Source organism: Nitrospirota bacterium (assembly GCA_026387665.1).
Classification (GTDB): Bacteria; Nitrospirota; Nitrospiria; order Nitrospirales; family Nitrospiraceae; genus Palsa-1315.
The window spans coordinates 90,260-114,417 of sequence record JAPLLG010000003.1 but is presented as its reverse complement, the minus strand read 5'-3'; the positions used below and the strand labels follow the sequence as shown (position 1 = coordinate 114,417).

Here is a 24,158-nt window from a genome sequence, read left to right as displayed (position 1 = left end):
GAGCCAGTCTATGATGGCAGCACAGAAAACGATTCCGATCAAGAACCCAGGCGCAGGAGACGAAGCGGCTGCGCGCCGTCGTGCGCGGCTGCGATGCGAGAGGGCGATCGAAGGAGGATTGTTTGTCGCCGCGCTGACCTCCGTGGCCGCGACCGTGACGATCATCGCCGTGCTTCTTTCTGAGTCGATCGGATTTTTCAAGATGGTGCCGCTCACAGACTTCTTCACCGATACACTCTGGACCCCCCTCTTTGCCGATCCTCACTATGGGATCCTGCCGCTGCTCGCCGGCACGCTCGTCACTAGCGGAGTTGGGCTCCTCGTGGCGATTCCTCTCGGAACGGTGGCAGCGATCTATCTCTCAGAATTCGCTTCGTCGCGTGTGCGGGAAGTCATCAAGCCAGCGTTAGAACTCCTGGGGGCCGTTCCGACCGTGGTCTACGGATATTTTGCGCTATTGGTCGTCACACCGGGGCTCCAACGGATCTGGCCTGATCTGCCGGGGTTCAATATGCTTGGACCAGGCATCGTAATCGGCATTATGATCATGCCCTTCGTCATCTCGCTCAGCGAGGATGCGATGCGCGCCGTGCCGATGGTGTTACGGGAAGGTTCCTATGCGATGGGGGCCACCCGCCTGCAGACGGCCTGGCGCGTGGTCGTGCCGGCTGCCACATCAGGCCTTGTCGCCGCCTATGTGCTCGGGATCTCGCGCGCGGTCGGCGAAACCATGGTGGTGGCGATCGCCGCGGGACAAAATCCGAATCTGACCTGGAACCCTCTGGAGCCGGCCGCCACCATTACCGCCTACATTGTTCAAGTGGCGCTCGGCGATCTGCCCCACGGCAGCATTGGCTACCAGAGTATTTTTGCGGCAGGGCTGGTGTTGGCCGTGATGACCTTCGCGTTCAACATCCTCGGCCATATGCTGCGGAAGTGGTTTCGGGAGGCCTACTGATGTCCGTCCAGTCCTCTCGACAGAAGCACCCCTCTATCGCACGGCGAAAAATCGCCGAAGCCCTGTTCAAGGCTTTGGGGATCTGTTCACTTGCCATGGCAGTCGGGACACTCATGCTCTTGCTCGGCGCGCTCCTGTACCAAGGTGTCACACGCATCGACTGGCAGTTCCTCATGTCCTATCCCTCTCGTCATGCCGCACAAGCCGGTATCCTTCCCGCCTGGGTCGGCTCGACCTTGATCATGCTAGTCACGGCGGTCGTGGGTGTGCCGCTAGGCGTCGCCGCAGCCATCTACCTGGAAGAGTATGCGCGGAGAAGCTGGATGACCGAATTGATCGAGGTCACGGTCACGAACCTGGCCGGCGTGCCATCCATCATCTATGGCCTGCTGGCGCTCGGACTGTTCGTCTATATCCTGGGTCTGGGCGAGAGCATTCTTGTCGCGGGCCTCACCTTGGCACTGCTGATTCTCCCGGTGGTAATCGTCACGACGCGTGAAGCGATTCGCGCAATTCCCGTGGAGATCCGTGAGGCGGCCTACGCATTGGGCGCCACCAAGTGGCAGACGGTCGCGCATCACGTCCTGCCCTATTCTGCAGCCGGTATCCTCACCGGCATTATCCTAGCCTTGAGCCGGGCCATCGGTGAGACGGCCCCCATCGTCACGATCGGCGCCCTCACCTTCATCGCCTTTTTGCCGCCTGCTCCCTTCAGCACACAACCGCCCTATCTCTCGTTCGACTGGCTCCTGTCACCGTTTACGGTCATGCCGATTCAGATGTTCGGATGGGTGTCGAGGCCTGGCGAGGACTTCGCCAGCAACGCAGCGGCGGCCGGCATCCTCTTAGTCGGAATGACCCTCACCATGAACGGAGTGGCCATCTATGTACGATATCGCATGAGAAAGCAGGTGACTTGGTAGGATGAATCTCACCGACTCACCCCACGCTCAGGGTTGGCCCAAGTCCCTCAAGGCGGAAACGCGCGCCTTGAGTTTTTCTTATGGCAGCAGACTGGCGCTGAAGAACCTGTCGATCCCCATCGGTGAAAACCAGATTACGGCATTGATCGGGCCGTCAGGCTGTGGAAAATCGACCTTTCTCCGCTGTTTCAACCGTATGCATGACCTCTATGCCGGCAACCGCTATGAAGGGGAAATTCTGCTCTATCCTGATAGCCGCAATATCCTGGCAGCAGAGGTCGATCCCATCGAGGTGCGGATGCGGATCGCCATGGTGTTTCAAAAGCCGAATCCATTTCCCAAGTCAATTTACGAGAACGTCGCCTACGGCTTGAAGGTGCGAGGAACCACCGAGCGATACCTTCTAGATGAGAAGGTCGAACAGGCCTTGCGGAGCGCAGCCCTGTGGGAAGAAGTCAAAGATCGGTTACTCGCGCGGGCAACCTCCCTCTCCGGCGGCCAGCAGCAACGGCTCTGTATCGCCCGTGCCCTGGCGACCGATCCGGAATTGCTCTTATTGGATGAACCGACGTCAGCGCTCGACCCGATCGCCACGGCCAGCATCGAGGAACTGTTGCTCGACTTAAAACGGCGCGTGACAATCTTGATCGTCACGCACAATATGCAGCAGGCGGCGCGGGTGTCCGATTGGACCGCCTTCATGTACCTCGGCGAACTGGTGGAGTTCGGCCTCACGAAGCAACTCTTTACCACGCCGTCCAAGAAGCAAACAGAAGACTACATCACCGGACGATTTGGTTAAACTTATGACACAACGCCACTTTGACGAAGAACTCGCAGCCTTGAAGAGCAAGCTCTTACGCATGGCCGGTCTGGCAGAAGACCAGATCGACAAGGCCCTCGCCGCATTGGTGACGCGCGATTCAGCCCTGGCTCGCCAGGTGATTGAACGGGACCATCAAGTCAATGCGATGGATGTGGAGATCGACGAAGACTGCATTCGGTTGCTGGCCCTCCATCAGCCGGCCGCACGAGACTTGCGATTGGTCACGACGGCGATGAAGATCGCCACCGAACTCGAGCGCATCAGCGACCTGGCCGAGAATATCTGCGAGCGATCGATCGAGCTGAACGAGGAACCGCAGCTCAAGCCCTACATCGACATCCCGCGAATGGGAAATTTGGCGCGGATGATGGTGAAGGAAAGTATCGATGCCTTTGTGAAGGACGATGCCTCACTTGCTCGGAAGGTGCTCGCGAACGACGACTCCGTCGACGACCTGATGGAGAAGGTATTCCGTGAGCTGTTGGCATTCATGATCGAGGACCCTCAGACGGTTTCGCGCGCCATTCGCCTGAGTTTTATCGCCAAATACCTCGAACGGATGGCAGACCATGCGACTAACATCGCCGAGCTGGTCGTCTACCTCGTAGAGGGGAAAATCATCCGCCACACCACCCCGCCAGGCTCCTCAACGCAGGATCTCACGCCGCAGTAAGCTCCGCTGGCAGTTGGTTCCAGAATTAGGTTGATGACCACGGGAGAATGCCAGATGCCTGTTCGCATACCCCCTCTTCAGTGGAGGGCAATGTTGTTGTCAGGCGAAGGCTATGACGGTATAGTGGCCCATCCATTGCCGGATTGCCGTTTTCCGGTTCTGAAAACTCACGTCAGCGCATGGGAGAAAGAGAAGGTATGACCCGATCGAGACTGTTGGCGCTCAGCGTAAGCCTCAACGTGCTGGCCGCAAGTATCGTGCTGATCGGCTGGGTGGCCCCGAATGTGAAGACCACGTTCAACCCCGACGTCGATGTGCCGGTCATTGCCAAGACCGCGCGCATCCACCCGCTCGGGGCGGTCAGTGGCTCGACCGTCATCGGTGAGCACGTGTTTGTCGCTCCTGGGGCATCAGTTCGCGGGGATGAAGGAGAACATATTTTCATTGGCGATAACAGCAATGTGCAGGATGGCGTCGTCGTGCACGGACTTGAGACGTTCGAAGGAGGCCATGAGCTGCTTGAGAACGAAGTGGAAGTCGAGGGGAAGAAGTACTCCGTCTATATCGGGCAGCAAGTCTCGTTGGCCCATCAATGCCAGGTCCACGGCCCGGCTAAAGTTGGCAACGATACCTTCGTAGGAATGCAGTCGTTCGTATTCAGGAGCGAGGTTGGAGATCACGTTGTGATCGAGCCGGGAGCGAAACTGATCGGTGTCAAAGTCGCCGCAGGACGCTATGTGCCAGCCTTCTCCCTCATCACCAAGCAGGAGCAGGCCGACGCCTTACCCAAGATCTTCGAAGGCTATACCTATCAGAAGCTCAATGAAGGGGTTGTACGGGTTAACGTGCAATTGGCAGATGCCGGGCAGCCGCAACCAATCACTCGATAGCCGGCAATAAGACTCCGTTGTGCGGAGAGATTTCTTGCAGAGTCCCTTGATCGAAATCCACGATCACCACTTCAATCTATCGCGATAGCCGTCCCGCCCGTTCACTCGCTTCAGGCGCAGCAACAAGCCCCGCGAATCGTTTCGCCGCCGTCCCTCCTTATCGGAAAGGCCAGCGCTACAACCAGGCCATGAAATGCTAGTTTGCCTGGAAGATCAGCTACGCAGAGAGACTGTCGGATTTCGAACGGAGGCCGCTCCCTGCTGTTCCGATCAGCACCCGCTTACCGGAAAGCCTATGGAGCGGATATGAGGGAAGCGAACGGCGCGTGGAGGAAGTTATTAGGCGACGAACGTGGTTGAGAAGAGCGTGTAGTCACATCGGTGGCGGCGAAGGACAACCTTGTTGCATCGGGCCAGTTGGTCGACGCGGTGGAAGATTTGATTCCAACTGTACTCAGGCATGAGGCAAACGAGCGAGTCCAATGTGATGACGGTCTGCTCATCGAGATGGTCGAGAATGATTGCCGTCAGCGCATCGCCATCTGGCCGCTCCCGTTGTGAAGGATGTACTTCCGGAGTTGATTCAAGAAGAGAACTGACTGTCATAGGCACCTCCTGGTGAAAAATTAGGGACATGATGGTCCCGGTTGACTGGCCTGTTGTGTGAACGTCGCTGGCGTCGGGCTATATCGGATGGCCACGACGCGCATGAGCCCCAGCGTGATGACAATGCCTCCCAGTATCGCGAATTGATGCCACTCCCCGCCGGTGAACCATCGGGAGATGATCTCGGTCAGCATGACGACGAGCACCGTGTCTACGATAAAGGTGACGCGCACTCGTCCGTCCGAACAGTAGGTCAACGTCGTTCTCAGGACTTCCACGACTGCAAGCAAGGTGAGCGCATCGACAATGATGTGCCGGAGCGCGACTTCAAGATCGGTGGATAGGAGCAGCCGCAGGTCAAGAAACGTTTTGACGACGCCACCTGCCAGGCCAAGTAGGATCGTCAGGGTGAGCAGGCTCAGAATGAATCGCGTGCCCGCTTCCCAGACACGAGTGAAGTCGTAAGCCGTGAGCGTAATGATGAATCGCTTGGGCCAGCCGTTCGACAAAGTCTGCTCCATGGAGATCTGGGGCATGGTGTTACTCGTGTCCCAAGAAAGCACTCCGGAAATCTCGGCCAAGCGAGAAGAGGAACAGCATGCCGCCGAGGACGAGCGTGAGCTGCACGCCCATGGCAAGCAATGAGGTGAAGAGATCAAGTGCCATGTCTGCGAATTCCCTTTCTTGTGACGGATCGTGTGAAGCAAACCATGAATGCTTAAAACTCATCGATAGAAACCGGGTGCAATAGGTCGCGCACCGACAAGATCCCCACAATCGAGTTTTCTTTGAAGACGGCCAAATGGCGTGTCCCATGCCGCTCCATCAGATCGGCCGCCTCAGTCACAGACCGGCGTCCGTCGATGCCGATAACGGGGCTGCTCATGATATCTTCCACGGAGATGCCATAGGGCACCCCATCTACCCCAACGACTTTCCTGACAATATCCGGCTCCGTCACAATGCCGACGATGCGGTCATGCTTAGTCACGAACAGACTTCCAATTTTGTGGTTCTTCATAAGTTTCGCCGCATCAATGGCTGAGGTGCCTGTTGCGATATTGACCATGTGGCGGGTCATGAGCCGATCGACTGTGATCATAAGGCCTCCCTTGGTTGTACGAATGTGGTTGGGTTCAAGTCGATGGTGCGATTAAAGGATGATGCGCAGTGGGGGCAGATGATGGCATCCATCCTTGGGACGGATGTGATCATTGTGAGGGCATACCCCCCTGTCTGTGTCCGAAGAAGAGGGACGATGACTCGTGCGTGCATGGCTAGCAATGTTTGGATGGCCCGCACGATTGGCGCGGCGAGCAAGAGCGTGATGGTCAGCACGAATAGATAGGCGTCAGGGTTTTTCATCGCTTGCTCCAAGGTTGAGAGGGCGGTGTTCTGCATATTCATATGGCACTACCTTACCCAGGACACATTCCAGTTGCGTCAATTCCCTGTAAACTCCATGTAACATATGGATCGAAGGAGCTAAGGAGCTATTGAGCTACTCTGGATGGTGGCATGGCTGGTCGCTCCGGCCCATGCCGGAGCGATTCGGATCAGCAATTGATGCAGGTGAGTGGGTGCGGAGGGTTCTCGGCGACGAGGAGGAAAAGAGAGATTACTTCTCCCGTTCGATCATTCGCCAGCCTTCCTTCTGAATGCAGCGTTCCGTGGCGTTAATGAGGAGGAGCTGGCTGCCCTGCTGCAGTTTAGGGTCCCGCGCAGCGTCTTGCTGGCATTTATTGTAGTCGCTCGTGAAGGCGTCCCCTGGCTTGTTGGGGTGGACCCATTCTGTCGAGGAGCAGGCAGCCAGTAGAAATCCAATTACGATTAGTGGCGACATCGAGACCTTGCGCATCAGCTCCTCCTCAATGAGTAAATTGTAAGAGCACGATACCCCTGTTACCGGCGAACCGTCAAGCGGAAGAACCTCTGAACTTTGGAAGTTACAGGATCGATAGCTCAATTATTAATCTGACAGTAGCACGTTAGTGTGCCCAGTAAATACAATGCGTTATGATTGGAAGTTAAACTATTTAGAGATCTACTGTCCCTATGATTGCCGTAGGGATCAGGGTCTGGTATCGTGAGCCATCGATCACACGAACGGAGGCACTTGTGACAGCTGTTGATGGCCTGATGCTGGATGCGAAACAAGCGATCATGGAAGAGCATCTTCGCCGATTTCAAATCCTCCAGCAGGAAGGGCGCTGGCAGGAGGCGCTTCAACAAATTCAAGTGACCCTAAGCTGCACGACAGACCTGCTCAATGAGTCACTCCGGGTCCTCGACGAATTCCTGGAGCCCCAGGATGGTCCTACTACTGATGACTCCCCTCCCCCTCGCGGAACGATGTAGCCGCCTGGCACATGCTCACTGCCTGGCAGGTATCGGCAGGATTTTCTCGTAGCTTGACAGGCTGAGAGGCAGTTGTTAGGTTTTCGTAACGGTGCGCGTTCCCGCGCACCGATCTTATTCAGGCTGGCGTAGCTCAATGGCAGAGCAGCGGTTTTGTAAACCGCAGGTTGGGGGTTCAATTCCTCTCGCCAGCTCCACAACCGACTCCCCTCTCGTTTCCAGATCTTCTCGACGCCACGCAAGGGATACGGGTCCCCACATATCCGCTACAGCTCGGCGCATCCGTTATCGCCAGGGAACCTCAGCGTCAGGGAGGTGCCGCGGCCTGGCGTGGAGGCGATGTCGAGTCTGGCGCCCAGCTTCTGCGCGCGCGTATGGATATTGTCCAGTCCGTGCCCGCTGCCCTGGCGCGACTCCACGTCGAACCCGACGCCATTATCCACAATGTCGAGTCTCACACGATCGCCGGACAGCCCGAGCCGAATTGCGCTCGTAGTCGCCCTGGCATGTTTCGAAATATTGCTGATGGCCTCACGCAGGACAAACAGGATCTGCGTGCTGGTTTCCGCGTCCAATTGCGCGAGCGCTTCCGGATCGATGTTCAGGCTGAAGCGGGTCGGTGTCGTGTGGTGGGCGGCATGAACCAATGATTCCATCGCCCCATCCAGGTCCATGGGCAGCACGAAGTCAGCCGGCTCGCCCACGATGAAGTTTCGCAATTCCGCGATCACGTCGTTCACGCCGGCCCGGGCCGTTTTCAGGCGAGATGAAATCTCTTGGTGGTCGCTCCCGAGAAGCTGTAACATATACTCCAGGCCCAGTCCAATGCCGTAGAGCGATTGAATGCTTCCGTCGTGGAGGTCCAGGGCCAGACGCTCCTGCTGATCCAAGGTCCATCGCAGCATCTGCTCGCTTCGCTGAAGGGCCTTTTCCCGCTGCTGGCGCTCCGTCATATCGCGGGCAATGCCGGCCGTGCCGGAGAATCGGCGGTGGCGCTCATAGATCCCGGATGCATTCACGGCAAAGGTCTTCAGCTCGCCGCTCTTGGTCTTCATGCAGATCGGCAGTTCCCTGGTGGCCCGTAGCCCCGTGCGGCGCTCATGGAATTGGCGGCCATGGTGCGGCAGATAACTCTGGCAGAGAATCGTGGAATAGTGCGCGCCGATGAGTTCGTGGGGCGCATAGCCCAATGCGCTGATGACTGCGGCGCTGATATAGCGGAAACGCCCCTCCTCGTCCAACTCATACACCAGGTCGTTCATATTTTCGATCAAGCGGCGATACCGGTCCGTGGTCTGCGCCAGCGTCCGGCGCAGGTCTCGCTTTTCCGCGACTTCGCGGGCCACCAACGGCAGCTCCAACGCCATATTCGCCGATTTCTTGAGGTAGTAGTCCGCTCCGGCGCGCAACGCCGCAATGGCCACCTCTGTGTCTTCATGGCCTGTGAGCATGATGATGCCGGCATCGGGCGCCCGCAGCCTGATCTCCGGAAGGATCTCCAGTCCGGTCTTGCCGGGCATCTGGTGATCCAGGAAAATCATGGTCCAGTTCTGCTGCACGATCAGGGAGAGCCCCTCCTCCGCCGTCCGCGCGATGGTGATCGAGCTCTGCGCGTGCTTCGTTTGCAACGCGCCGCTGGTCAGCTCCGCATCGTCCGGTTCATCGTCGATCAGCAGGATGTACTCTTCGTGCGGTTCCGTTCTCTTCATATTTAACCGTTGCTGCCGGTCTGCCCGGCTATCCGGCCCAGGGGCGGCGGAGTATTGGTCAGGACCCAGTAGAGTTCCAAGGTCTTCATCGTTGAATAGAAGGTTTCGAACAGGACCGGTTTTCGAATAAACGAGTTTGCCCCCAAATCGTAGGATTGCACAAGGTCTTCATCCCGCTGCGAGGTGGTCAGTACGACCACAGGAATCCGCCGGAGGGTCGGCTCCTGCTTGATGCGTTTCAGGACTTCGATGCCATCCACTTTCGGCAACCGTAGATCCAGCAGAATGAGGCTGGGGGCGGTGCAGGGAGGATTCGCCGGGGTCCCGTCGCCGAGCAGATGGCGCAACGCATCGTCCCCGTCGCGGAGCACTGTCAGGCTATTGACGATCTTCCCGATACTCAGGGCAGCCTGGGTCAGCTCAATATCGTCTTCGTTATCTTCGATCAAGAGAATGTCGATTGCGGCAACGCTCATGCCCATGAGTCCTCCTCCATGTATGACAGCGCCAGCCCTCAGGCTCCCTGCGGGGGCTGCGTGGTAAAGATTGCTGTAGGCAGATGACTCTTGGGAGAGTCGGACGGCTTGGGAATGGTAAAGCGGAATGTACTTCCCTGTCCCACGACCGACTCCACCCATATCTTGCCACGATGGAATTCCACGACCCGTTTCACGATGGCCAGTCCCACGCCGGTTCCCGTATAGGCCCCCGACAGGTGCAGGCGATGGAACAGCTTGAAGATGCGTTCGTGAAATTCCGGCGCGATGCCGATTCCGTTGTCCTGGACTTCGAACAGGAAGTGAGTCTTCTCTTCTTTGCAACGCAGCACGATGCGCGGCACTGTGCCAGGCCTGACGTATTTTATCGCGTTGGTCAGGAGGTTCGTCCAGACCTGCCTCAGTCTCGCGCGGTCCGCCCAGAGTATCGGCATAGGGCCTTCGATGAGGATCGTGGCGCCGGATGCTTGAATCACGCTCTGGAGATCGTCCCGGACCTTCTCGAGCAGGTCGGCCATCGAGACCCAGTCAAAGGCCTGCGCCATTCGATCGATGCGGGAATATTCAAGCAGGTCCTGGATGAGGCTTTCCATTCGTCTAGTCCCGGCCTGGACGCGGGCCAGGTAATGCTGCTCCTGTTCGCTCAGATGGTCCTTGGCCTGACTGACGAGCAAGTCGGCAAAGCCATGGATCGCGCGAAGCGGGGTTTGGAGGTCGTGGGAGACGGCGTAGACGAAATTCTCCAGCTCTTGATTGCTGGCCTTGAGGGAGGATTTTGTCGTGCGCACATCCTGCAGTAGCAATGTATTTTCGATGAGGACGCCGGCCTGGCTGGCGAAGGCCACGATGATCTGTTCGTCCGTCTCGGTGAATTCGTCGCCGTCCTGCTTTTTCGTCAGATAGAGGCGGCCGAAGAGATTGCCATGGGCCTTGATGGGGACCCCGAGGAAGGCATGCATCGGAGGATGGTGCGCGGGAAATCCGATGGAGGACGGATGGGCCGTCAAGTCTTTGAGCCGCAGGGGATTGTCGCCATGAGCCAGCGCGCTCAATACGCCGCGTCCCTCGGGAGGCGCTCCGATGGCCGCCTTAGTCGCCTCATCCATGCCGACCGTGATGAATTCCGTCATGGTCGTGCCGTCCTTGTCGAACAGGGCCAAGGCGCCATAGCGGGCGTTGGTGAGGGCGCAGGCTGCTTCAACTAAGCGATAGAGGAAGCGCCCCAGATCGTCCGACTCCGCCGTGATCTCCTTGATGCTTTGCACGAGGAATTGCAGGGCTTCGGCCTGTTTTTTGAGGATGCTGGAGGTGGATTGGGCCGCGGCTTCTTGCGCCTTGAGGGTCTCAACCATCCCGGCGAGCTTTTTTTGCAGCATGCCGATCGCATCGGCGCGATTTGTGTCTTGCGGGATGATCACCGCCTGTCCTCGTTTGATCTGCTGGGCCGCGTCGGCCAAGGCTCTCAGCGGTTGCAGGACGTGACGGCTGGTCTGCCGCCAAATCAGCGCGAACCCCAGCAGCATACTGACCATGATCCCCGCGGAAATCGGGACAGAGAACGGCGTTTGGGACGAGCTTTCATCAAATGACGGGTAGACGCGAAGGTTCCATCCGAGGCCCTTATAGGCGCTAAAGCCGCTGGATGAGGCTGAGGCCAGTGGCAAGTCGGGAGTAAGAGGGCTCTCATTATCCTGGAACCGTCCGATCGGGTGACCCTCCTTGTCGAACAGGGCTACGCGGATCTTGTCGTATTGCTCCGTCGGCGTTTCCGCATACTGCATCATTTTGGCGATGGCCGATTCAGGGATACTGGAGGACCAGACACCAACCGTGCGGCCCTCTTCCCCCTTCGCAGGAGATCCTTGGATTCGCGTGGCAAAGGTCATCGTCCGCTGGGCGTTGGGGCCATAGACTTGCTGGACCAGCGGATCTGCTTGAAAATCATACACGGTAATCCCAGGACTCCTGAGCGCCTCTTCAAACCAGGCTTGGCCGCTGACGCTCTGTCCGACCAGTTGCGAACTGGCGATGGGGCGACCTGCCCCGTCGATGGTATTGACGGCCCTGATGATCCCCTTCCGATCGGCCACCACGACTAAGGTGTAATAGGGATTGTAGGTGTTGACCACCCCCCCTGCGATGGCAGTGAGGCGATCTGCCTCCATGGCACGCACTGCCGGCAACTGCGAGACGAGTTGGGTATCGCCATAGCGCTCGAAGATCACGCGGTCCAGGGTATCGAGGATATGGGTTGCCAGGGCTCGCGCATGTTCTTCCGTTGCGTTTTTGAGGTGGGAGTATTCTTGCTGCGCAAACCACATCGTGAGCGCCATGGGAGGAGCCGACGCCGCCAGTAGCAATACGATCAGGCGGACCTGTAGACTTCGCCTGGCCAGGGCCAGGATGCGAGTGGCGGCAGGCATTCGCAGGATTGACGTCCCCATCAATGACAACGGCTGCTGCTCCTTAAAGAATGGCATGGTTCACGCGTGAAAAATCAGTCGATACAATGACTTGCAATTCGGAGTGAGCCTACGTCAGTCAAGGCCGGCCAGGTGTTAGCCGAGGGAAATGAAGAATTTGCTACACTAGATCATGTGAAGTGTGTTGTATTAACAGGACCTTTATCAAAATACAATGATCCAAGATCATGCTTTGCCATGACGGAGCGCATAGGCCAGCGGGGTGGGAGCAATTATCCGATGCAGGACAATACCATCGCCACAGACTGTCGTGCAATTGAGCCGGAACATATGTGGTCGTCCCCTTCTCTGAAACGTCTATGCTGAACGGAGTACCCGGTGAAGCGAAGAATGTCTGACCCTGCGACGAGTGCTCGCGGAACGTGTTATGCCCCCTGCGATGCCTGTCGGGAGCAGTCCCATTGTCCCTTGCCTGCAGTGGCCAAGGGCTCGACTGGCCCCAGCGCGATCCATGTCTTCCAGACCCGGTACCGTGCCGGGCAGCACATTCTTAACGAAGGTGAACCGGTGACCGGGCTCCATGTGCTCTGCAACGGGTGGGCGACGGTGACGAAAAACGTGGGGACAGCGCAGGGCGATCGCACGCTCTATGTCGTGGGGGCCGGGGGGTTATTGGACGTCAGCGATAATCTTGCCGTATCCAAGACCTACTCTGGTACCGCAAAATCATTGACGAATTCGACCGTAGCCTTTGTCAGGAGCGATGAGCTTGTCACGCGACTGGAGAGCGATCACACCTTTTCCGGCAAACTCCTCCGGCTTCTCGCCAAGCAATTGCACGCGCTGGAGGAGCAATATATTTTCCACCAGTCCCAGGACGCGGCCAGCCGAATTATTCATGTGCTCGTAGCCTTCGCCAAGCCCTATTGCGTTGAGCCGGACAAATCGGTGACGGTGCCCATGAAATTGAGCCGATCCTCGTTGGCTGAGATCGTCGGAACCACGCCGGAAACCATTAGCCGCGCTATTTCCCGTCTGAAACAACAGCGCTATATGCTCGAAACCCCCCGTGAGACCATCATCCCCGATATCGAGCGGCTGCGCGCCCTCATTCAACCGGCGGCTTAATAGTGCATACCACCCTCCCCGTTCCTGCTCCTTCCTCTTAAGTTCAAGAACGAACAAGCCGAAGAGATAGGTGACGAGCAACGTTATAGATACCGACACCTGTCCACATCGGCGACGTCTGCTCCTGAGGCAGCTCAGTAGAAGCCGTAGCGCCGATCTCAAGGGGAGCAGGTGGAGCAACGCTGATTGCCGACAGCACTCGTTCCGGGTCGCACCGGAAGCCGGATGCCGGCATGCGAGCGCGATTGTTCCCCCTCCCTCTGGGTCGCTCACGCGAGCAGGTATCGGCACGAGGCGACCCTATGATGAATCAGCGCATCCGTTCCTACACTCACTGGCTACCGGTCTTGATCGTCGCCATCACGCTGGTCGCGATCCTGATCGGGGGCCTCGTCCTCCATTATGTCGAAACGACCATGGTGGCCGCTGCCGGAGAAAGCCTCTCATTGGCCGCAGTCAATATTGCGGACAAACTGGACATGCAGATGGCTGAGCGTTACGGCGACATCCAGCTGCTCTCGCAGTCATTGGAGTTTCAAGGGCACGATTATGCGGTAATGGAACGACGGCTTCACGCTTTAATGGCGGTCTATCCCGTGTATCGCTGGGCAGGAGTCACCGATGCCAACGGCCGGGTCCTGGTGGCGACCGATCGAACCAGCAAGGGACGCGATCTGAGTTGGGAGCCTGGCTTCCAGACTGTGAAGGCAGGAGAGGGCGCCGTTGTCCAGGATGCGATACCGGACGACGAGGGGGTCCTGACTGTGACATTCGTGAGTCCACTCCACGATGCGCGCGGCGCATTTATCGGGGCGGTAATATCGCAAGTGGGATTGCCGGTGCTGGAGGATGTCTTCGCGCGCGTCGTGAACGCGTTGCAGACGCAATGGGGATCTGGGACGCGCATCGAGTATCTGTTTTTGGATCATACCGGTACGGTATTCGTCGATTCGCTGCTAAGAGAAGAAGGGCTACTCAATCTCAAGCAACAGGGAGTTGCCTCGGCACTGTTGCTCGATACGGCCCCGGCCGGATTCATTGAGGAACAACATGATCGCCGGAAGGTCGATGTCGTGACTGGCTATGCCCAGACCAAGGGGACAGCAGAGCTCAAGGGACTGCAGTGGGGCGTGTTAGTGCGCGTAGACCGGAGCGACATCCTGATTCCAATCAGGACTGTTATGTGGAAGGTCGGAGCGGCAGGCGTCGGCATGCTGCTGCCGCTGTTCGGAGTCTTGCTCTGGAGTACCACCCGCCTCACGCAGTCGTGGGAAGCAGCGGACGAGGAGCGCAACCGGGCACAGGCGGCAGAACGCAAGTTTCACACGTTGCTGGAGATGGCGCCGGATGCCATCGTGATGACCGATACCGAAGGCACCATCGTGTTAACCAACCGCCAGGTGGATCTAGTGTTCGGCTACCCACCGGGCCAGTTGATCGGCCAACCCATCGAGATTCTGGTGCCGGAGTCTCTTCGGGATATCCACCGCATGCACCGAATACGCTACCACGAATCGCCCCAGCCCAGACTGATGGGGACCGGCCTCCGTTTTACCGGACGTCGACAGGATGGGACCGAGTTTCCGATCCAGACCAGCTTGAGCCATGCGGAGACAGCGGAAGGCTCCTTCGCGATGGCGGCCGTGCGTGATATAACTCAGCAACAAATGGAGGCAGTCGAGCGGGAACGCCTGAGTCGTGACATTCGTCTCTTACTGGATGCCGCGGTCGGAGGGTTGTATGGCATGGACCGTCAAGGCCACTGCACTTTTATCAACCGGGCCGGCGCTGAAATGCTCGGGTATCAGCCGGAGGAGTTGCTCGGCAAGAACTTGCATGAAGTTATGCATCACTCTCATCGAGATGGCTCGCCCTACCCCGTTGACGAATGCCCCATTTACTACGCATGCCAGATGGGACAGGGAGCCCAGCTCGATGACGAAGTGTTCTGGCGGCGAGATGGGACGTCCTTCCCCTCGGAAGTTATATCGCGCCCCGTGCACGAGGCCGGCCTGCTGAAAGGCGCGGTGGTGACCTTTTCCGATATCACCGAGCGCAAGCAGGCCGAAGCGGCACTGCGTGAAGGCGAAGCACGCTTGCGGACCGTCGTGGACACGGCGCTCGATGCGGCCATCACCATGGACGTGGATGGCAACATTATCGCCTGGAACGCGCAGGCCGAAACGGTCTTCGGCTGGACCAGCCAGGAGGCCATGAGCCGGAGGCTTTCACAACTCATTGTGCCGCTACAACACCGCGAGGCTCATGAGCGGGGAGTGACGCGCTATCTGGCCGACGGCGTAGGCCCTGCGCTCAATAAACGCATCGAAATCACTGCCCTGCGCAAGAACGGCGAGGAGTTTCACGTGGAACTCGCCATCACTCCCGTCCGCGTCGGGACCACAATGTTCTTTAGCGCGTTCCTGCGCGACATCACCGAGCGCAAGCAGGCGGATCAGGCCATACGCGATGCCCTGGCCACGCTGGATGCCACAACGGACGGGACGTTTATCTTCGCTCCCCACACCTTGCGCTTCAGCTATGTGAACGAGGGGGCCGTGCAGCAAACGGGATACAGCCGTGAAGAGCTGCTGCGCATGACGCCAGTAGATATTAAGCCGACGTTCAGCGAGCAGCAGTTCCGTGCGTTAATCGCACCGCTGGCAAGCGGCGAGTTGCGGACGCTCACATTAACGACACTCCATCGGCGTAAGGATGGTGAAGACATACCGGTGGAGATTAATCTGCAATGCGTCGGAGTCGGCACGGATCAGGCATGCTTCATCGCGATCGTACGCGACATCACCGAGCGCGAGCATGTGCAGCAAGAACTGCTGGCGGCGAAAGAACTGGCGGAGAAGAGCGCTCAAGCCAAAAGCGAGTTCTTGGCTACCATGAGTCATGAGATCCGCACCCCTATGAACGGGGTGATCGGCATGACCGGCCTCCTGCTCGAAACAGACCTCACGCCGGAGCAACGGGAGTTCGCCGAGACTGTCCGCAGCAGCGGTGATCACCTGCTTACCGTCATCAACGACATCCTCGACTTCTCCAAGATTGAAGCCGGCAAGATGAACCTGGAAATCATCGACTTCGACCTGCGCACCGCGGTGGCTGAATCGGTGGATCTGTTGGCCGAGCGCGCAGCCAGCAAGGGGGTGAACCTGGCCTGCCTGTTTCATGCAGATGTGCCAGGAGCCCTTCGCGGCGATCCAGGACGACTCCGCCAGATCCTGATCAACCTCCTGGGGAACGCCATCAAGTTTACGGAGCAGGGTGATGTCGTGCTGTCCGTCACGCTGCTGCACCAAACCGATACGGATGCCACAGTACGGATTGCCGTGCAAGATACTGGCATCGGCCTATCCCCTGAGGCGCAAGGGCAGCTGTTTCAGTCGTTCAGTCAAGGCGACAATTCGACGACACGCAAATTCGGCGGCACAGGGCTGGGGCTCGCCATCTGTAAACAGCTCACGGAACTGATGGGTGGACAGATCGGGGTGGAAAGCCAGCTGGGCGAAGGCAGCACGTTCTGGTTCACGGCTCAGTTCGGCAAGCAGCAACAGGCAATCGCCTCGACGAGCGCCATGTCATCACAGGATTTACAGGGGCTGCAGCTCTGTATCGTGGATGATAGCCCCATCAACCGGCGCATCCTGGAACTCTATGCCAAGCGATGGGGAGTCCGGTGTCTCATGGCGGAGGATGGCAAGAAGGCCTTGGCGCTTATGCGCAAGGCTGCGGCAGGGGGCCAGGCCTGTGACCTCGCGATCATTGACATGCAGTTGCCAGGGATAAATGGCCTGGAATTGGCCAAGACCATCAAGGCCGATCCCCTGCTGGCGCCAATCAAGCTAGTCCTCCTGACGTCTCAGGGCCAGCGCGGCGATGCCAAGGCAGCCCGCGAGGCCGGGTATGCCGCCTACCTCTCCAAGCCGGTGCATGCCCTGCAACTGCACACGTGTCTCACTGCCATGCTCAAACAATCCGCAGATAAGACTGCGCAACCAGCGCTGGTCACACGTCATAGTTTGGCTGAGAGGACGGCACAAGCCACGGCAAAGATTCTGCTCGCCGAGGATAATGCCGTCAACCAGAAGGTGGCCGTGCGTATCCTGGAAAAGTTTGGCTATCGAGTGGATCTTGCGGCCAATGGCCTAGAGGCCCTCGAAGCACTGGCGCGTACCCCCTATGATGCAGTCTTGATGGACTGCCAAATGCCGGGGATGGATGGCTTTGAAGCGACGCGAGAAATCCGCAGGCGAGAAGGTGATGGGCACGGGGCCAGAGCCAAAAGACGGCTCTTCCCCCTCGCCTCGTGCTTCGCGCCATGTGCCTATTATCGCCATGACGGCGAATGTCATGCAGAGGGAGCGAGACCTGTGTTTCGCAGCCGGCATGGATGACTATGTCGGTAAGCCCGTGCAGCCCAAGGTATTGGCAGAGGCCCTCGCGCGCTGGGTCACCATGCAGGCCCCGATCTCCGACTCAACAGATGACTGTCCGCGGCTGACCGCCTCAGGCGAAACGGCCGCTTGATCACCACAGTAGTACGGCAGACGACAAGGAACGAGTACGATGTCCATTCTGATTGTTGAAGACAATCCGGTCAACGCGAGACTGTTAGTGCTCATGCTGAGCGCCCACGGCTATCAAACGGTGGTAGCCAGAAACGGCAAAGAAGCACTGGAGACTGTGTCTGCAACGCCAGACATTCAGCTGATCATCACCGATTATATGATGCCGGAAATGGATGGGTTGGAGTTTATCGTGAAGGTCAGGGCCTTGCCGACATTTAACCAGGCTCCCATTATGATCGCGTCATCGCATGGCGATCTTGAAACCGTCAAACGTGTCCATGGCTTACAGTGCGATGGTTTCCTGGTCAAACCCCTCGAGAAAAAGCAGTTGATCAAGCGGGTTGAGCAGCTCTTGCGATCTCAGCCGCGCCTGCTTCTTGGCAAACAGCAAACGATGGACAGATTGGACATCGGGCTGGCGGAATATAACGATCTAGTCACTGCATTTGTGGCCCAATTGGCCGCAACCCTACCGCTTGTGGTACTGGAACAAGGAGACTCGGACGAGCCTATTTCCGAGAATCTTGGCCGGTTGCTCAAGGAGCTTGCGGAAAGCGCATCTATGCTGGGCGCCGATAAATTCGCACGATTGTATTCGCAGGGCATGGGCAGCGGCCTGCCAGCTCGGTCGCAATGTTGTATGCTTCTGAAGACGATTCAAGAATTGGAGACGGCGCTCCTAGCCTATCTACAGTCTCAACCAAATCCAGTGGTGAGGAGCTGACGCGTCCCCCCATCAGTCGTACGCTCCAGCGGGATAGGCATTTAGTTGTCGGGACTATTACTGCCGACATCCCGGCTGGGACTCTGGGGCACAGCCCGGTCAATCACAGACAATAATTCCTGTTTCGAAAATGGCTTTGCGAGGGTGTGGGTGACCTCGAACTGCGTGGCGAGCGAGAGATAGAATCCGGCCTCGACCGACCCTCCTCCGGACATGGCGATCGCTTTGATGTCTGGCCAGGCTCGCCGCACCTGCTGAACGGTTTCAAGCCCGTCGCGTTCCGGCATCAGCATATCGATGAGCAGGAGGTCCGCCGGATAGTCTCCGAGGCACTTCAGCGCCTCTGCTCCACTGGCACAGGTCCGCACCTCATACTGTTCAGCAGTCAAGAGGGCCTCGAGCATTGCGCGAATTTGCGCGTCATCGTCCACGACAAGAATGCGCAGGGCCTGACGGCTTGCCTCGAGACTCGATCCTGTTTCGGATAACGGACGTTCCAGCACCTCGCGCACCTTGCGCGCGAGGATCTCATTGGATACCGGTTTTTGAAGGATGTCCCCCAGTTCTTCGAAGGATTCACAGTCGGGAATCGTCGTATCCGCATACCCGGTGAGGAACAAGACCCGGAGACCAGGACGAACCTGTTTCAACTGCCTGGCGAGTGCCCACCCGTTCATCTCCGGCATGATGCCGTCCGTGAGGAGCAGCTGAATCTCGCCGGAATGTGCCGCGGCTCTGGCGAGCCCTGCCGCTCCATTCTCTGCTTCAAACACCGTATAGCCCTTCCCTTCCAACACCGTTTTCGTCAGGGCACGGACAGCGGGGTCATCCTCCACCAAAAGGATCGTCTCAAATCCCCAACATTCGTCCACCGCCGTCTGCACCAGAGGGCTGGGCTGGCCGGACGGCACAGATTGCGGAAGCGTAATCGTAAAGGTGGTGCCGGCCCCAACTACACTGGTGACCGTGATGGAGCCTCCACTCCGTTCCACCACACGATAAACCGTTGCGAGGCCCAAGCCTGTTCCCTTCCCGAGCGCCTTCGTGGTGAAAAACGGCTCAAAGATTCTCGCTTGGGTGATCGCATCCATTCCGACTCCGGTATCGGTGACGGTCAGCGTGATCAATCCCCCCTGATTCGGCGCATCCATGAGGGTAGGTTTGTGAGGCGTGATGGCCGTCTTGATCGTGAGCTCTCCCCCATCCGGCATCGCATCGCGCGCATTGACCGCAAGATTAATCAAAATCTGTTCCAACCCGACGGCGTCCAGGGTGGCGAAACAAGGCTGGAAGGCCAGGACGACTGAACATCGGATCTGCTCCCCAAGTAATCGCTGCAGCAGGGAGGCCGTGCTGGAGACGATCTCGTTCACATCCACGACCTTGGTTTCCAGCTCCTGGTTGCGGCTGAAGGACAAGAGTTGATTCGTGAGTCCGGTTGCCCTGTCTGCAGCCTTTTTGATCTGCTCGATCTTCATCCATGCGTCTTTCCGCATGTTGGTTTTTGCCAGCAGGAGCTCGCTGTAGCCCTTGATGATGGTCAGCAGATTATTGAAGTCATGGGCAATGCCTCCGGCCAACCGACCCATTGCCTCCATTTTCTGCGACTGGCGCAGTTGCGATTCCAGCAAGATCCGCTCGGTCAGGTCGGCAAAGGTGACCACCACGCCGGTCAATGTTTGCTCCGCGTTGCGAAGTGGGGTCACAACGTATCGCACGGTAAATGAGGTCCCGTCGCGACGCCACAATGTATCCTCCTCTAATTCGCAGGGCAGGCCTGTGCGGAGGGCTGTCATGATGGGGCAGTCTTCCAACTCATAGGCGGTTCCATCTTTCCGCGTGTGATGAATGAGTTGGTGCAGGACCTCTCCCACGAGGTCGTCCGGCCCATAGCCGAGCATCTGCGCCCCTGCGTGATTGATGAAGAGGCATCGGCCAGAGAGATCGAGGCCGTAAATGCCGTTCTGCACTGCGTCCAGGATCGCGCGATAGCGGTTCTGGGTCGCCGTCACGTCATCGAGCAGATGGGCCACCTCGATCGCCGCACCGGCTTGATAGGTCAGCACACTGATCAGTTGCTCATCCAGTTCCGTAAACTCGCCCGTTTCCGCTTCTGCGTCCTTCCCGTTCGTTAAGCCCGCAGCAGCAGTTCCCATCCGTTTCTCTGTGAGGTAAATGCGCCCGAACACCCGATCGTGAACCCGAATCGCTGTCCCCAGAAACGAATGCATCGGGGGATGATGAGGACAGAATCCTGCCGACGAGGGATGTTGCGTGAGATCCTTGAGCCGGAGGATGTCGGATTCCTTGGCCAGGGCGCCCAGCAGGCCCTTGCCTGTCGGGAGAGCCCCCATCCTCTGTCTTGTTGCGTCATCGATGCCGAGGGTGATGAATTCCTTGATCGCCGTCCCTTGCTCGTCAAAGGTGGCCAGCGCCGCATAGCGTGCCCCGGTTAATTGCTGGGCCGCCTGGAGAATGCGGGTCAGGAGCGCAGGCAGCGAGACGGCTTCTTGGACGAGGGCCCGGCTGATGACCGTCAAGGTTGTGAGCCGGACGATCTGGTTCTGCACCTCACGCTCCATGGTGGCCATCGTGCGCGCCAGTTCGCCAAGCTCGTCTTGGCTTTCGAGGAGCGCTCCAGGCAACGAAAATACCGGAGGCATGAGCGAGTGGGAATCAGGGGAAACAGACAGCACCTGAGATTGGGCAATCACGGCTTGGGCATGGGCAATTAAATGGGAGACCGGAGCCAGCAGGCGGCGCTGGATGACCAAGCCGAGCGCCACAATCCCTCCCAGCATGAGCAGGCCGGTTACGCTCCAAAGCGCCCATACTGGGAATCCCTGCTCCGCCTCCGGTTTCGGCGAATAGACCTCCACGCGCCATCCCATGCCTGGCCACCTCGAAAACCCTGACGACACCGCAGTCGCCGCTGGCGCGCCGGGGACTGCTGGTCCGATCGTGAGAATGGGGTTTCCGGAGAGAGTTTTTAACGTGAGGGAAGGAGCTGCATAGGTTGCTGCTGGCGCCTGCGAGCCGATCAGCGCCTCGCGCAAGGGCGTGAGCGCCATCCGAGCCGACCAGACGCCAAGGAGGTTCCCGTTGTGGGCGCGAATGGGCGCGGAGAAACTCATCACAGGGCCATGGTCCCGACCCGTCCGGTTGACCAAGGCATCGTCGTGGTAGTCCTCCACCTGCACCGGCTCAGAGCCGGCCAATGTCTGCTGAAACCAGGGCTCGTCCTTGACCGATTGCCCGATGACATCCTGGGCCGTCACCGCCTGCCCCTTCCCATCCATCCTGCTGGCGGTAATGATCCGCCCTCTGCTATCAGTTACCACGGCCAACGTATAGTAGGGAGCATAGGCCGTTAGCAGTTGCTCGGTCAGTGGTTCGAGCGACGCGCGCTCAAAGGGGCGGGACTGGCTGAGATGGGAGAATACGATCGCGTCGCCGTAGCGCTCGAATACGAGGCGGTCCAATACCGTGATGGCTTGCTGCGCCTCCACTTCCGCGCTGGAGAACTTTGTCTCGGCGAGGTCTCGTTGTGTGAGCGTGAAGACCCACAGGCTCGTGCCCATCACTGGGATCACCAGCAGAAATATTCCGAACCCGATTTTGAGGGATAGCCGACTCGGCAACCAGCCTGGCAAGGAGCCATTAACAGAATTCGACTTCATAAATGCCATTTTTGCCCTGCAGGGTCTATTGATTCGTCTGACAGAAACCGATAAAGACATACGGACAGCCGCAAGTGTAGCCAATCATCTGGTGACGCAATATGATTTAAGTCACACCCCCCACTGGCGCTGATCGTGCAGAGACGCCTGGAGGATGTGGTGAGCCTGCATAGAGGCCTTTTGCAAGAGCACATTAGGGAGACGAACGCGGCAGAAATCCGTGAACCGATCATACTGATAATTACGGAACCGGAGTGAGAGGTTTTATGGCCCTAACTGAAACCTAGCTATCGAGGGCTTACGGCCTTAATGGAAATATGTAGTCATCCTGGGCGTCAATGAACATGTGCCACTCTTCCCTACGGACAGACGCAGTGGCTGGCTGACCATCGGTCCATGTAAGAGGATGGGCAATTGATGAGGCTGAAACAGCAGAGACGCTCTGGTCCGCTGGCCACGGTCTCCTCACTCGCAACGCTCTGCGCAGGCTGTGATACGGCGCATATCTGCGCTGTCTCAACAGCCAACCAGACTTCCACCACCGCCGACGAACGCCGCCCCAAGCAAGGCGTCACGATGACGCATTATCGGGCCGGTGATTTCATCGTCCATCAAGGCGATCAGATCACAGATCTGGAGATGATCTGCCGGGGGCTTGCGATGCAGTTGTCGGTCGATCGGCAGGGCGAAGAATCGCTCGTGCGGATAATTGGGCCTGGAGGGATACTCTGTCTGTCGGAGTGGCTGCAAGCGAAGCCGACTCATTCGGCCTCGGTGAAAGCTGTCACCGATGTCTTTGTCTCAGGACTGAATTCCGAGGAGGCACGGGCGTGCCTCCTGCAAGACGCGGCGACGATTGACATCTTTCTCCGGCAAATCGGGTCAGACGTTCAACAGCTGGAATCCACAGCTGCCGGCCTTCGTTCACCTCATGCTTCCGCGCGAGTACTACAGTATCTTCTTCAATTGGCGAGCTGGCTGCATCTTAAGAATGCCCCGACTCTCCGTTTTCCCGTTGTCATCCCCCGTTGGGTGATCGCGAAAGCCACGGGCTTAAGGCCGGAAACCGTCAGCCGTGTCATGGCGCAGCTGTCCTTGAAACGTCTCATTGCCTATCATGAGCGCCGTATCGTCATCCCCCAGTGGAAACGATTGTCTACGGCAGTGGACGCAGGCCTATCGCCTTAACCACTTTCGCGAGCGTCCGAACGGTTTCTTCTCTCACAGCCCCCGCAACTTACCTCTAGCTGCTCACCATCCATTCCCTCCGGCAATGCCTCAGGAAGAAATAGAGGCGACTTCAGGAAGACAGCCTGCTAGCTGGTTCGATTGAATGGCGAGGCGAAACGTCGTTGGCGGCGAGAGAAGCCATGAAGCGAGGCAAAGAGATGGCCGCGGAACAAGAGCATGGCCACAGCCAGCGGCGGAGTGAGGAGTAGCCCGAGATACCAGCTGATTGACGAAGGGATGCCGGCATAGTCCAGCCAGCTGCCGAGGATCGCGAAGGGCAGCACGAGGAGCTGAAAAAAATCCAACCCCGCTCCCCTTCCCACTCGACTGGAGAGGGAGAAAAACGATTGCAGTCCCATTGGTGAGAAGACGGTGGGGATCAGGATCAGCGCAAAGGGAAGAAACCATTCAATCCAATTTTCGAGGACGAATTCATAGGAGCTTTTGAACACGTCCAGCGGAGAATCATGGCGCACTTGATAGATCACCTCCGGGGCCGGGTTCAGTAAGAGAAAGAGCAGCAGCAGCACGGCATAGGAGAGGAGCTGTCCATAGGGGTTGGTCTGCATGCTCATGTCGAGCGCCATGAGCGGCAGCCAGAGCACGAATCCGACGCCGATCACATCCCAGAAATAATGGCCGAGGCTGTCGCGAATGTCGTGGATCGTCAGGACTCTGGTCTGGGTGATCGATTGCTCGATCAGGCTCAGGGTGGCGCCAACCAGGAGCGCATTGGCTGCGCCAAGGAGGAAGCCTCCAATCATGCCGAGCGGCGCGGCGATTTGAGAGGCCAGGACCAACAGAAACCCGAACCCGACCACCGCCAGCATCGTCATCCAGCCGCGGGCGAGCGATTGTCCGGTTTTTCTGAAGGCGGTTCGGTAGAGTTCGATCGTTTCAGCTAGAATGCGCGACATGAGAGACAATAGTCTGCGAGAACTTCTCTGGTCAAG

21 protein-coding genes and 1 tRNA gene are annotated in these 24,158 nt (G+C 58.1%); 11 read left to right on the top strand and 11 right to left on the bottom strand.

Going from position 1 to position 24,158, the window contains the following annotated elements; all coding sequences use genetic code 11:
• Positions 1 to 13 precede the first annotated feature (13 nt).
• From pstC to NT179_01185, 5 genes are all read left to right on the top strand, one after another.
• Positions 14 to 958 (top strand): phosphate ABC transporter permease subunit PstC, encoded by a 945-nt coding sequence (gene pstC / locus NT179_01205; GenBank protein ID MCX5720633.1) that lies wholly within the window; start codon positions 14 to 16, stop codon positions 956 to 958.
• On the top strand, positions 958 to 1,881 hold the full coding sequence (pstA, locus tag NT179_01200; GenBank protein ID MCX5720632.1) for a phosphate ABC transporter permease PstA: 924 nt from the start codon (positions 958 to 960) through the stop codon (positions 1,879 to 1,881). Before pstC ends, pstA begins: the two co-directional genes overlap by 1 nt.
• 1 nt (position 1,882) lies before the next feature.
• Positions 1,883 to 2,683, top strand: a complete 801-nt coding sequence (pstB, locus tag NT179_01195; protein ID MCX5720631.1) for a phosphate ABC transporter ATP-binding protein PstB — start codon at positions 1,883 to 1,885, stop codon at positions 2,681 to 2,683.
• A 4-nt stretch (positions 2,684 to 2,687) separates the two neighbouring features.
• Entirely contained in the window at positions 2,688 to 3,380 is a 693-nt protein-coding gene (gene phoU, locus NT179_01190; protein ID MCX5720630.1) for a phosphate signaling complex protein PhoU, read from the top strand.
• A gap of 197 nt (positions 3,381 to 3,577) precedes the next feature.
• Positions 3,578 to 4,270 carry a carbonic anhydrase gene (locus NT179_01185; protein ID MCX5720629.1) on the top strand — a complete coding sequence of 231 codons (693 nt, stop codon included), beginning with the start codon at positions 3,578 to 3,580 and terminating at the stop codon, positions 4,268 to 4,270.
• Between the two features lie 339 nt (positions 4,271 to 4,609).
• Here NT179_01185 and NT179_01180 read toward each other — a convergent pair whose 3' ends face one another.
• The 6 genes from NT179_01180 to NT179_01155 all read right to left on the bottom strand — a co-directional run bounded on the left by NT179_01180 (position 4,610) and on the right by NT179_01155 (position 6,734).
• Positions 4,610 to 4,876: a hypothetical protein gene (locus NT179_01180; GenBank protein ID MCX5720628.1), complete on the bottom strand. Its 267-nt coding sequence runs from the start codon at positions 4,874 to 4,876 to the stop codon at positions 4,610 to 4,612.
• Positions 4,877 to 4,896: 20 nt separating this feature from the next.
• Complete coding sequence (locus NT179_01175) at positions 4,897 to 5,412, bottom strand: phosphate-starvation-inducible PsiE family protein (GenBank protein MCX5720627.1); 516 nt, start codon at positions 5,410 to 5,412, stop codon at positions 4,897 to 4,899.
• 4 nt (positions 5,413 to 5,416) lie between these two features.
• Complete coding sequence (locus NT179_01170) at positions 5,417 to 5,542, bottom strand: hypothetical protein (protein MCX5720626.1); 126 nt, start codon at positions 5,540 to 5,542, stop codon at positions 5,417 to 5,419.
• Between the two features lie 52 nt (positions 5,543 to 5,594).
• On the bottom strand, positions 5,595 to 5,978 hold the full coding sequence (locus NT179_01165; GenBank protein ID MCX5720625.1) for a CBS domain-containing protein: 384 nt from the start codon (positions 5,976 to 5,978) through the stop codon (positions 5,595 to 5,597).
• Positions 5,975 to 6,283: a hypothetical protein gene (locus NT179_01160; GenBank protein MCX5720624.1), complete on the bottom strand. Its 309-nt coding sequence runs from the start codon at positions 6,281 to 6,283 to the stop codon at positions 5,975 to 5,977. The genes NT179_01165 and NT179_01160 overlap by 4 nt, the downstream gene beginning before the upstream one ends.
• Positions 6,284 to 6,494: 211 nt before the next feature.
• Positions 6,495 to 6,734: a hypothetical protein gene (locus NT179_01155; GenBank protein ID MCX5720623.1), complete on the bottom strand. Its 240-nt coding sequence runs from the start codon at positions 6,732 to 6,734 to the stop codon at positions 6,495 to 6,497.
• A gap of 260 nt (positions 6,735 to 6,994) precedes the next feature.
• Here NT179_01155 and NT179_01150 point away from each other — a divergent pair, with 260 nt between their 5' ends.
• Positions 6,995 to 7,234 carry a hypothetical protein gene (locus NT179_01150; GenBank protein MCX5720622.1) on the top strand — a complete coding sequence of 80 codons (240 nt, stop codon included), beginning with the start codon at positions 6,995 to 6,997 and terminating at the stop codon, positions 7,232 to 7,234.
• Positions 7,235 to 7,356: 122 nt separating this feature from the next.
• Positions 7,357 to 7,431, top strand: a tRNA-Thr gene (locus NT179_01145).
• 69 nt (positions 7,432 to 7,500) lie between these two features.
• Here NT179_01145 and NT179_01140 read toward each other — a convergent pair.
• From NT179_01140 to NT179_01130, 3 genes are read right to left on the bottom strand one after another with little or no spacing between them, the layout of a single operon-like run.
• Positions 7,501 to 8,943: a response regulator gene (locus tag NT179_01140; protein MCX5720621.1), complete on the bottom strand. Its 1,443-nt coding sequence runs from the start codon at positions 8,941 to 8,943 to the stop codon at positions 7,501 to 7,503.
• 2 nt (positions 8,944 to 8,945) lie between these two features.
• Positions 8,946 to 9,419, bottom strand: coding sequence for a response regulator (locus NT179_01135; protein MCX5720620.1), 474 nt, complete (start codon positions 9,417 to 9,419; stop codon positions 8,946 to 8,948).
• A gap of 38 nt (positions 9,420 to 9,457) precedes the next feature.
• A complete protein-coding gene (locus NT179_01130; protein MCX5720619.1) occupies positions 9,458 to 11,884 on the bottom strand; it encodes an ATP-binding protein in 2,427 nt (808 codons plus the stop codon).
• A 369-nt stretch (positions 11,885 to 12,253) separates the two neighbouring features.
• Here NT179_01130 and NT179_01125 point away from each other — a divergent pair, with 369 nt between their 5' ends.
• The 3 genes from NT179_01125 to NT179_01115 all read left to right on the top strand — a co-directional run bounded on the left by NT179_01125 (position 12,254) and on the right by NT179_01115 (position 18,295).
• A complete protein-coding gene (locus NT179_01125; GenBank protein ID MCX5720618.1) occupies positions 12,254 to 12,991 on the top strand; it encodes a Crp/Fnr family transcriptional regulator in 738 nt (245 codons plus the stop codon).
• Between the two features lie 302 nt (positions 12,992 to 13,293).
• The gene (locus NT179_01120) at positions 13,294 to 17,397 is read left to right on the top strand and encodes a PAS domain S-box protein (GenBank protein MCX5720617.1); all 4,104 of its coding nucleotides are present in this window, start codon (positions 13,294 to 13,296) and stop codon (positions 17,395 to 17,397) included.
• A gap of 172 nt (positions 17,398 to 17,569) precedes the next feature.
• Positions 17,570 to 18,295: a response regulator gene (locus NT179_01115; protein ID MCX5720616.1), complete on the top strand. Its 726-nt coding sequence runs from the start codon at positions 17,570 to 17,572 to the stop codon at positions 18,293 to 18,295.
• 41 nt (positions 18,296 to 18,336) lie between these two features.
• On the opposite strand, the gene NT179_01110 is transcribed toward NT179_01115, so the two are convergent.
• Entirely contained in the window at positions 18,337 to 21,975 is a 3,639-nt protein-coding gene (locus NT179_01110; GenBank protein ID MCX5720615.1) for a response regulator, read from the bottom strand.
• A 417-nt stretch (positions 21,976 to 22,392) separates the two neighbouring features.
• Between NT179_01110 and NT179_01105 the strand changes: the two genes are divergently transcribed.
• A complete protein-coding gene (locus NT179_01105) occupies positions 22,393 to 23,163 on the top strand; it encodes a Crp/Fnr family transcriptional regulator (GenBank protein ID MCX5720614.1) in 771 nt (256 codons plus the stop codon).
• Between the two features lie 128 nt (positions 23,164 to 23,291).
• Here the strand turns inward: NT179_01105 and NT179_01100 are convergent, their stop codons facing one another.
• A complete protein-coding gene (locus NT179_01100) occupies positions 23,292 to 24,122 on the bottom strand; it encodes a hypothetical protein (protein ID MCX5720613.1) in 831 nt (276 codons plus the stop codon).
• Positions 24,123 to 24,158: the final 36 nt, after the last annotated feature.

Bases quoted from the DNA above. Each gene is read 5' to 3' on its own strand.
- pstC (MCX5720633.1), top strand. From the start codon at position 14: ATGGCAGCACAGAAAACGATTCCGATCAAGAACCCAGGCGCAGGAGAC.
- pstA (MCX5720632.1), top strand. From the start codon at position 958: ATGTCCGTCCAGTCCTCTCGACAGAAGCACCCCTCTATCGCACGGCGA.
- pstB (MCX5720631.1), top strand. From the start codon at position 1,883: ATGAATCTCACCGACTCACCCCACGCTCAGGGTTGGCCCAAGTCCCTC.
- phoU (MCX5720630.1), top strand. From the start codon at position 2,688: ATGACACAACGCCACTTTGACGAAGAACTCGCAGCCTTGAAGAGCAAG.
- NT179_01185 (MCX5720629.1), top strand. From the start codon at position 3,578: ATGACCCGATCGAGACTGTTGGCGCTCAGCGTAAGCCTCAACGTGCTG.
- NT179_01180 (MCX5720628.1), bottom strand. From the start codon at position 4,876: ATGACAGTCAGTTCTCTTCTTGAATCAACTCCGGAAGTACATCCTTCA.
- NT179_01175 (MCX5720627.1), bottom strand. From the start codon at position 5,412: ATGCCCCAGATCTCCATGGAGCAGACTTTGTCGAACGGCTGGCCCAAG.
- NT179_01170 (MCX5720626.1), bottom strand. From the start codon at position 5,542: ATGGCACTTGATCTCTTCACCTCATTGCTTGCCATGGGCGTGCAGCTC.
- NT179_01165 (MCX5720625.1), bottom strand. From the start codon at position 5,978: ATGATCACAGTCGATCGGCTCATGACCCGCCACATGGTCAATATCGCA.
- NT179_01160 (MCX5720624.1), bottom strand. From the start codon at position 6,283: ATGAATATGCAGAACACCGCCCTCTCAACCTTGGAGCAAGCGATGAAA.
- NT179_01155 (MCX5720623.1), bottom strand. From the start codon at position 6,734: ATGCGCAAGGTCTCGATGTCGCCACTAATCGTAATTGGATTTCTACTG.
- NT179_01140 (MCX5720621.1), bottom strand. From the start codon at position 8,943: ATGAAGAGAACGGAACCGCACGAAGAGTACATCCTGCTGATCGACGAT.
- NT179_01135 (MCX5720620.1), bottom strand. From the start codon at position 9,419: ATGAGCGTTGCCGCAATCGACATTCTCTTGATCGAAGATAACGAAGAC.
- NT179_01130 (MCX5720619.1), bottom strand. From the start codon at position 11,884: ATGGGGACGTCAATCCTGCGAATGCCTGCCGCCACTCGCATCCTGGCC.
- NT179_01125 (MCX5720618.1), top strand. From the start codon at position 12,254: ATGTCTGACCCTGCGACGAGTGCTCGCGGAACGTGTTATGCCCCCTGC.
- NT179_01120 (MCX5720617.1), top strand. From the start codon at position 13,294: ATGATGAATCAGCGCATCCGTTCCTACACTCACTGGCTACCGGTCTTG.
- NT179_01115 (MCX5720616.1), top strand. From the start codon at position 17,570: ATGTCCATTCTGATTGTTGAAGACAATCCGGTCAACGCGAGACTGTTA.
- NT179_01110 (MCX5720615.1), bottom strand. From the start codon at position 21,975: ATGAAGTCGAATTCTGTTAATGGCTCCTTGCCAGGCTGGTTGCCGAGT.
- NT179_01105 (MCX5720614.1), top strand. From the start codon at position 22,393: ATGAGGCTGAAACAGCAGAGACGCTCTGGTCCGCTGGCCACGGTCTCC.
- NT179_01100 (MCX5720613.1), bottom strand. From the start codon at position 24,122: ATGTCGCGCATTCTAGCTGAAACGATCGAACTCTACCGAACCGCCTTC.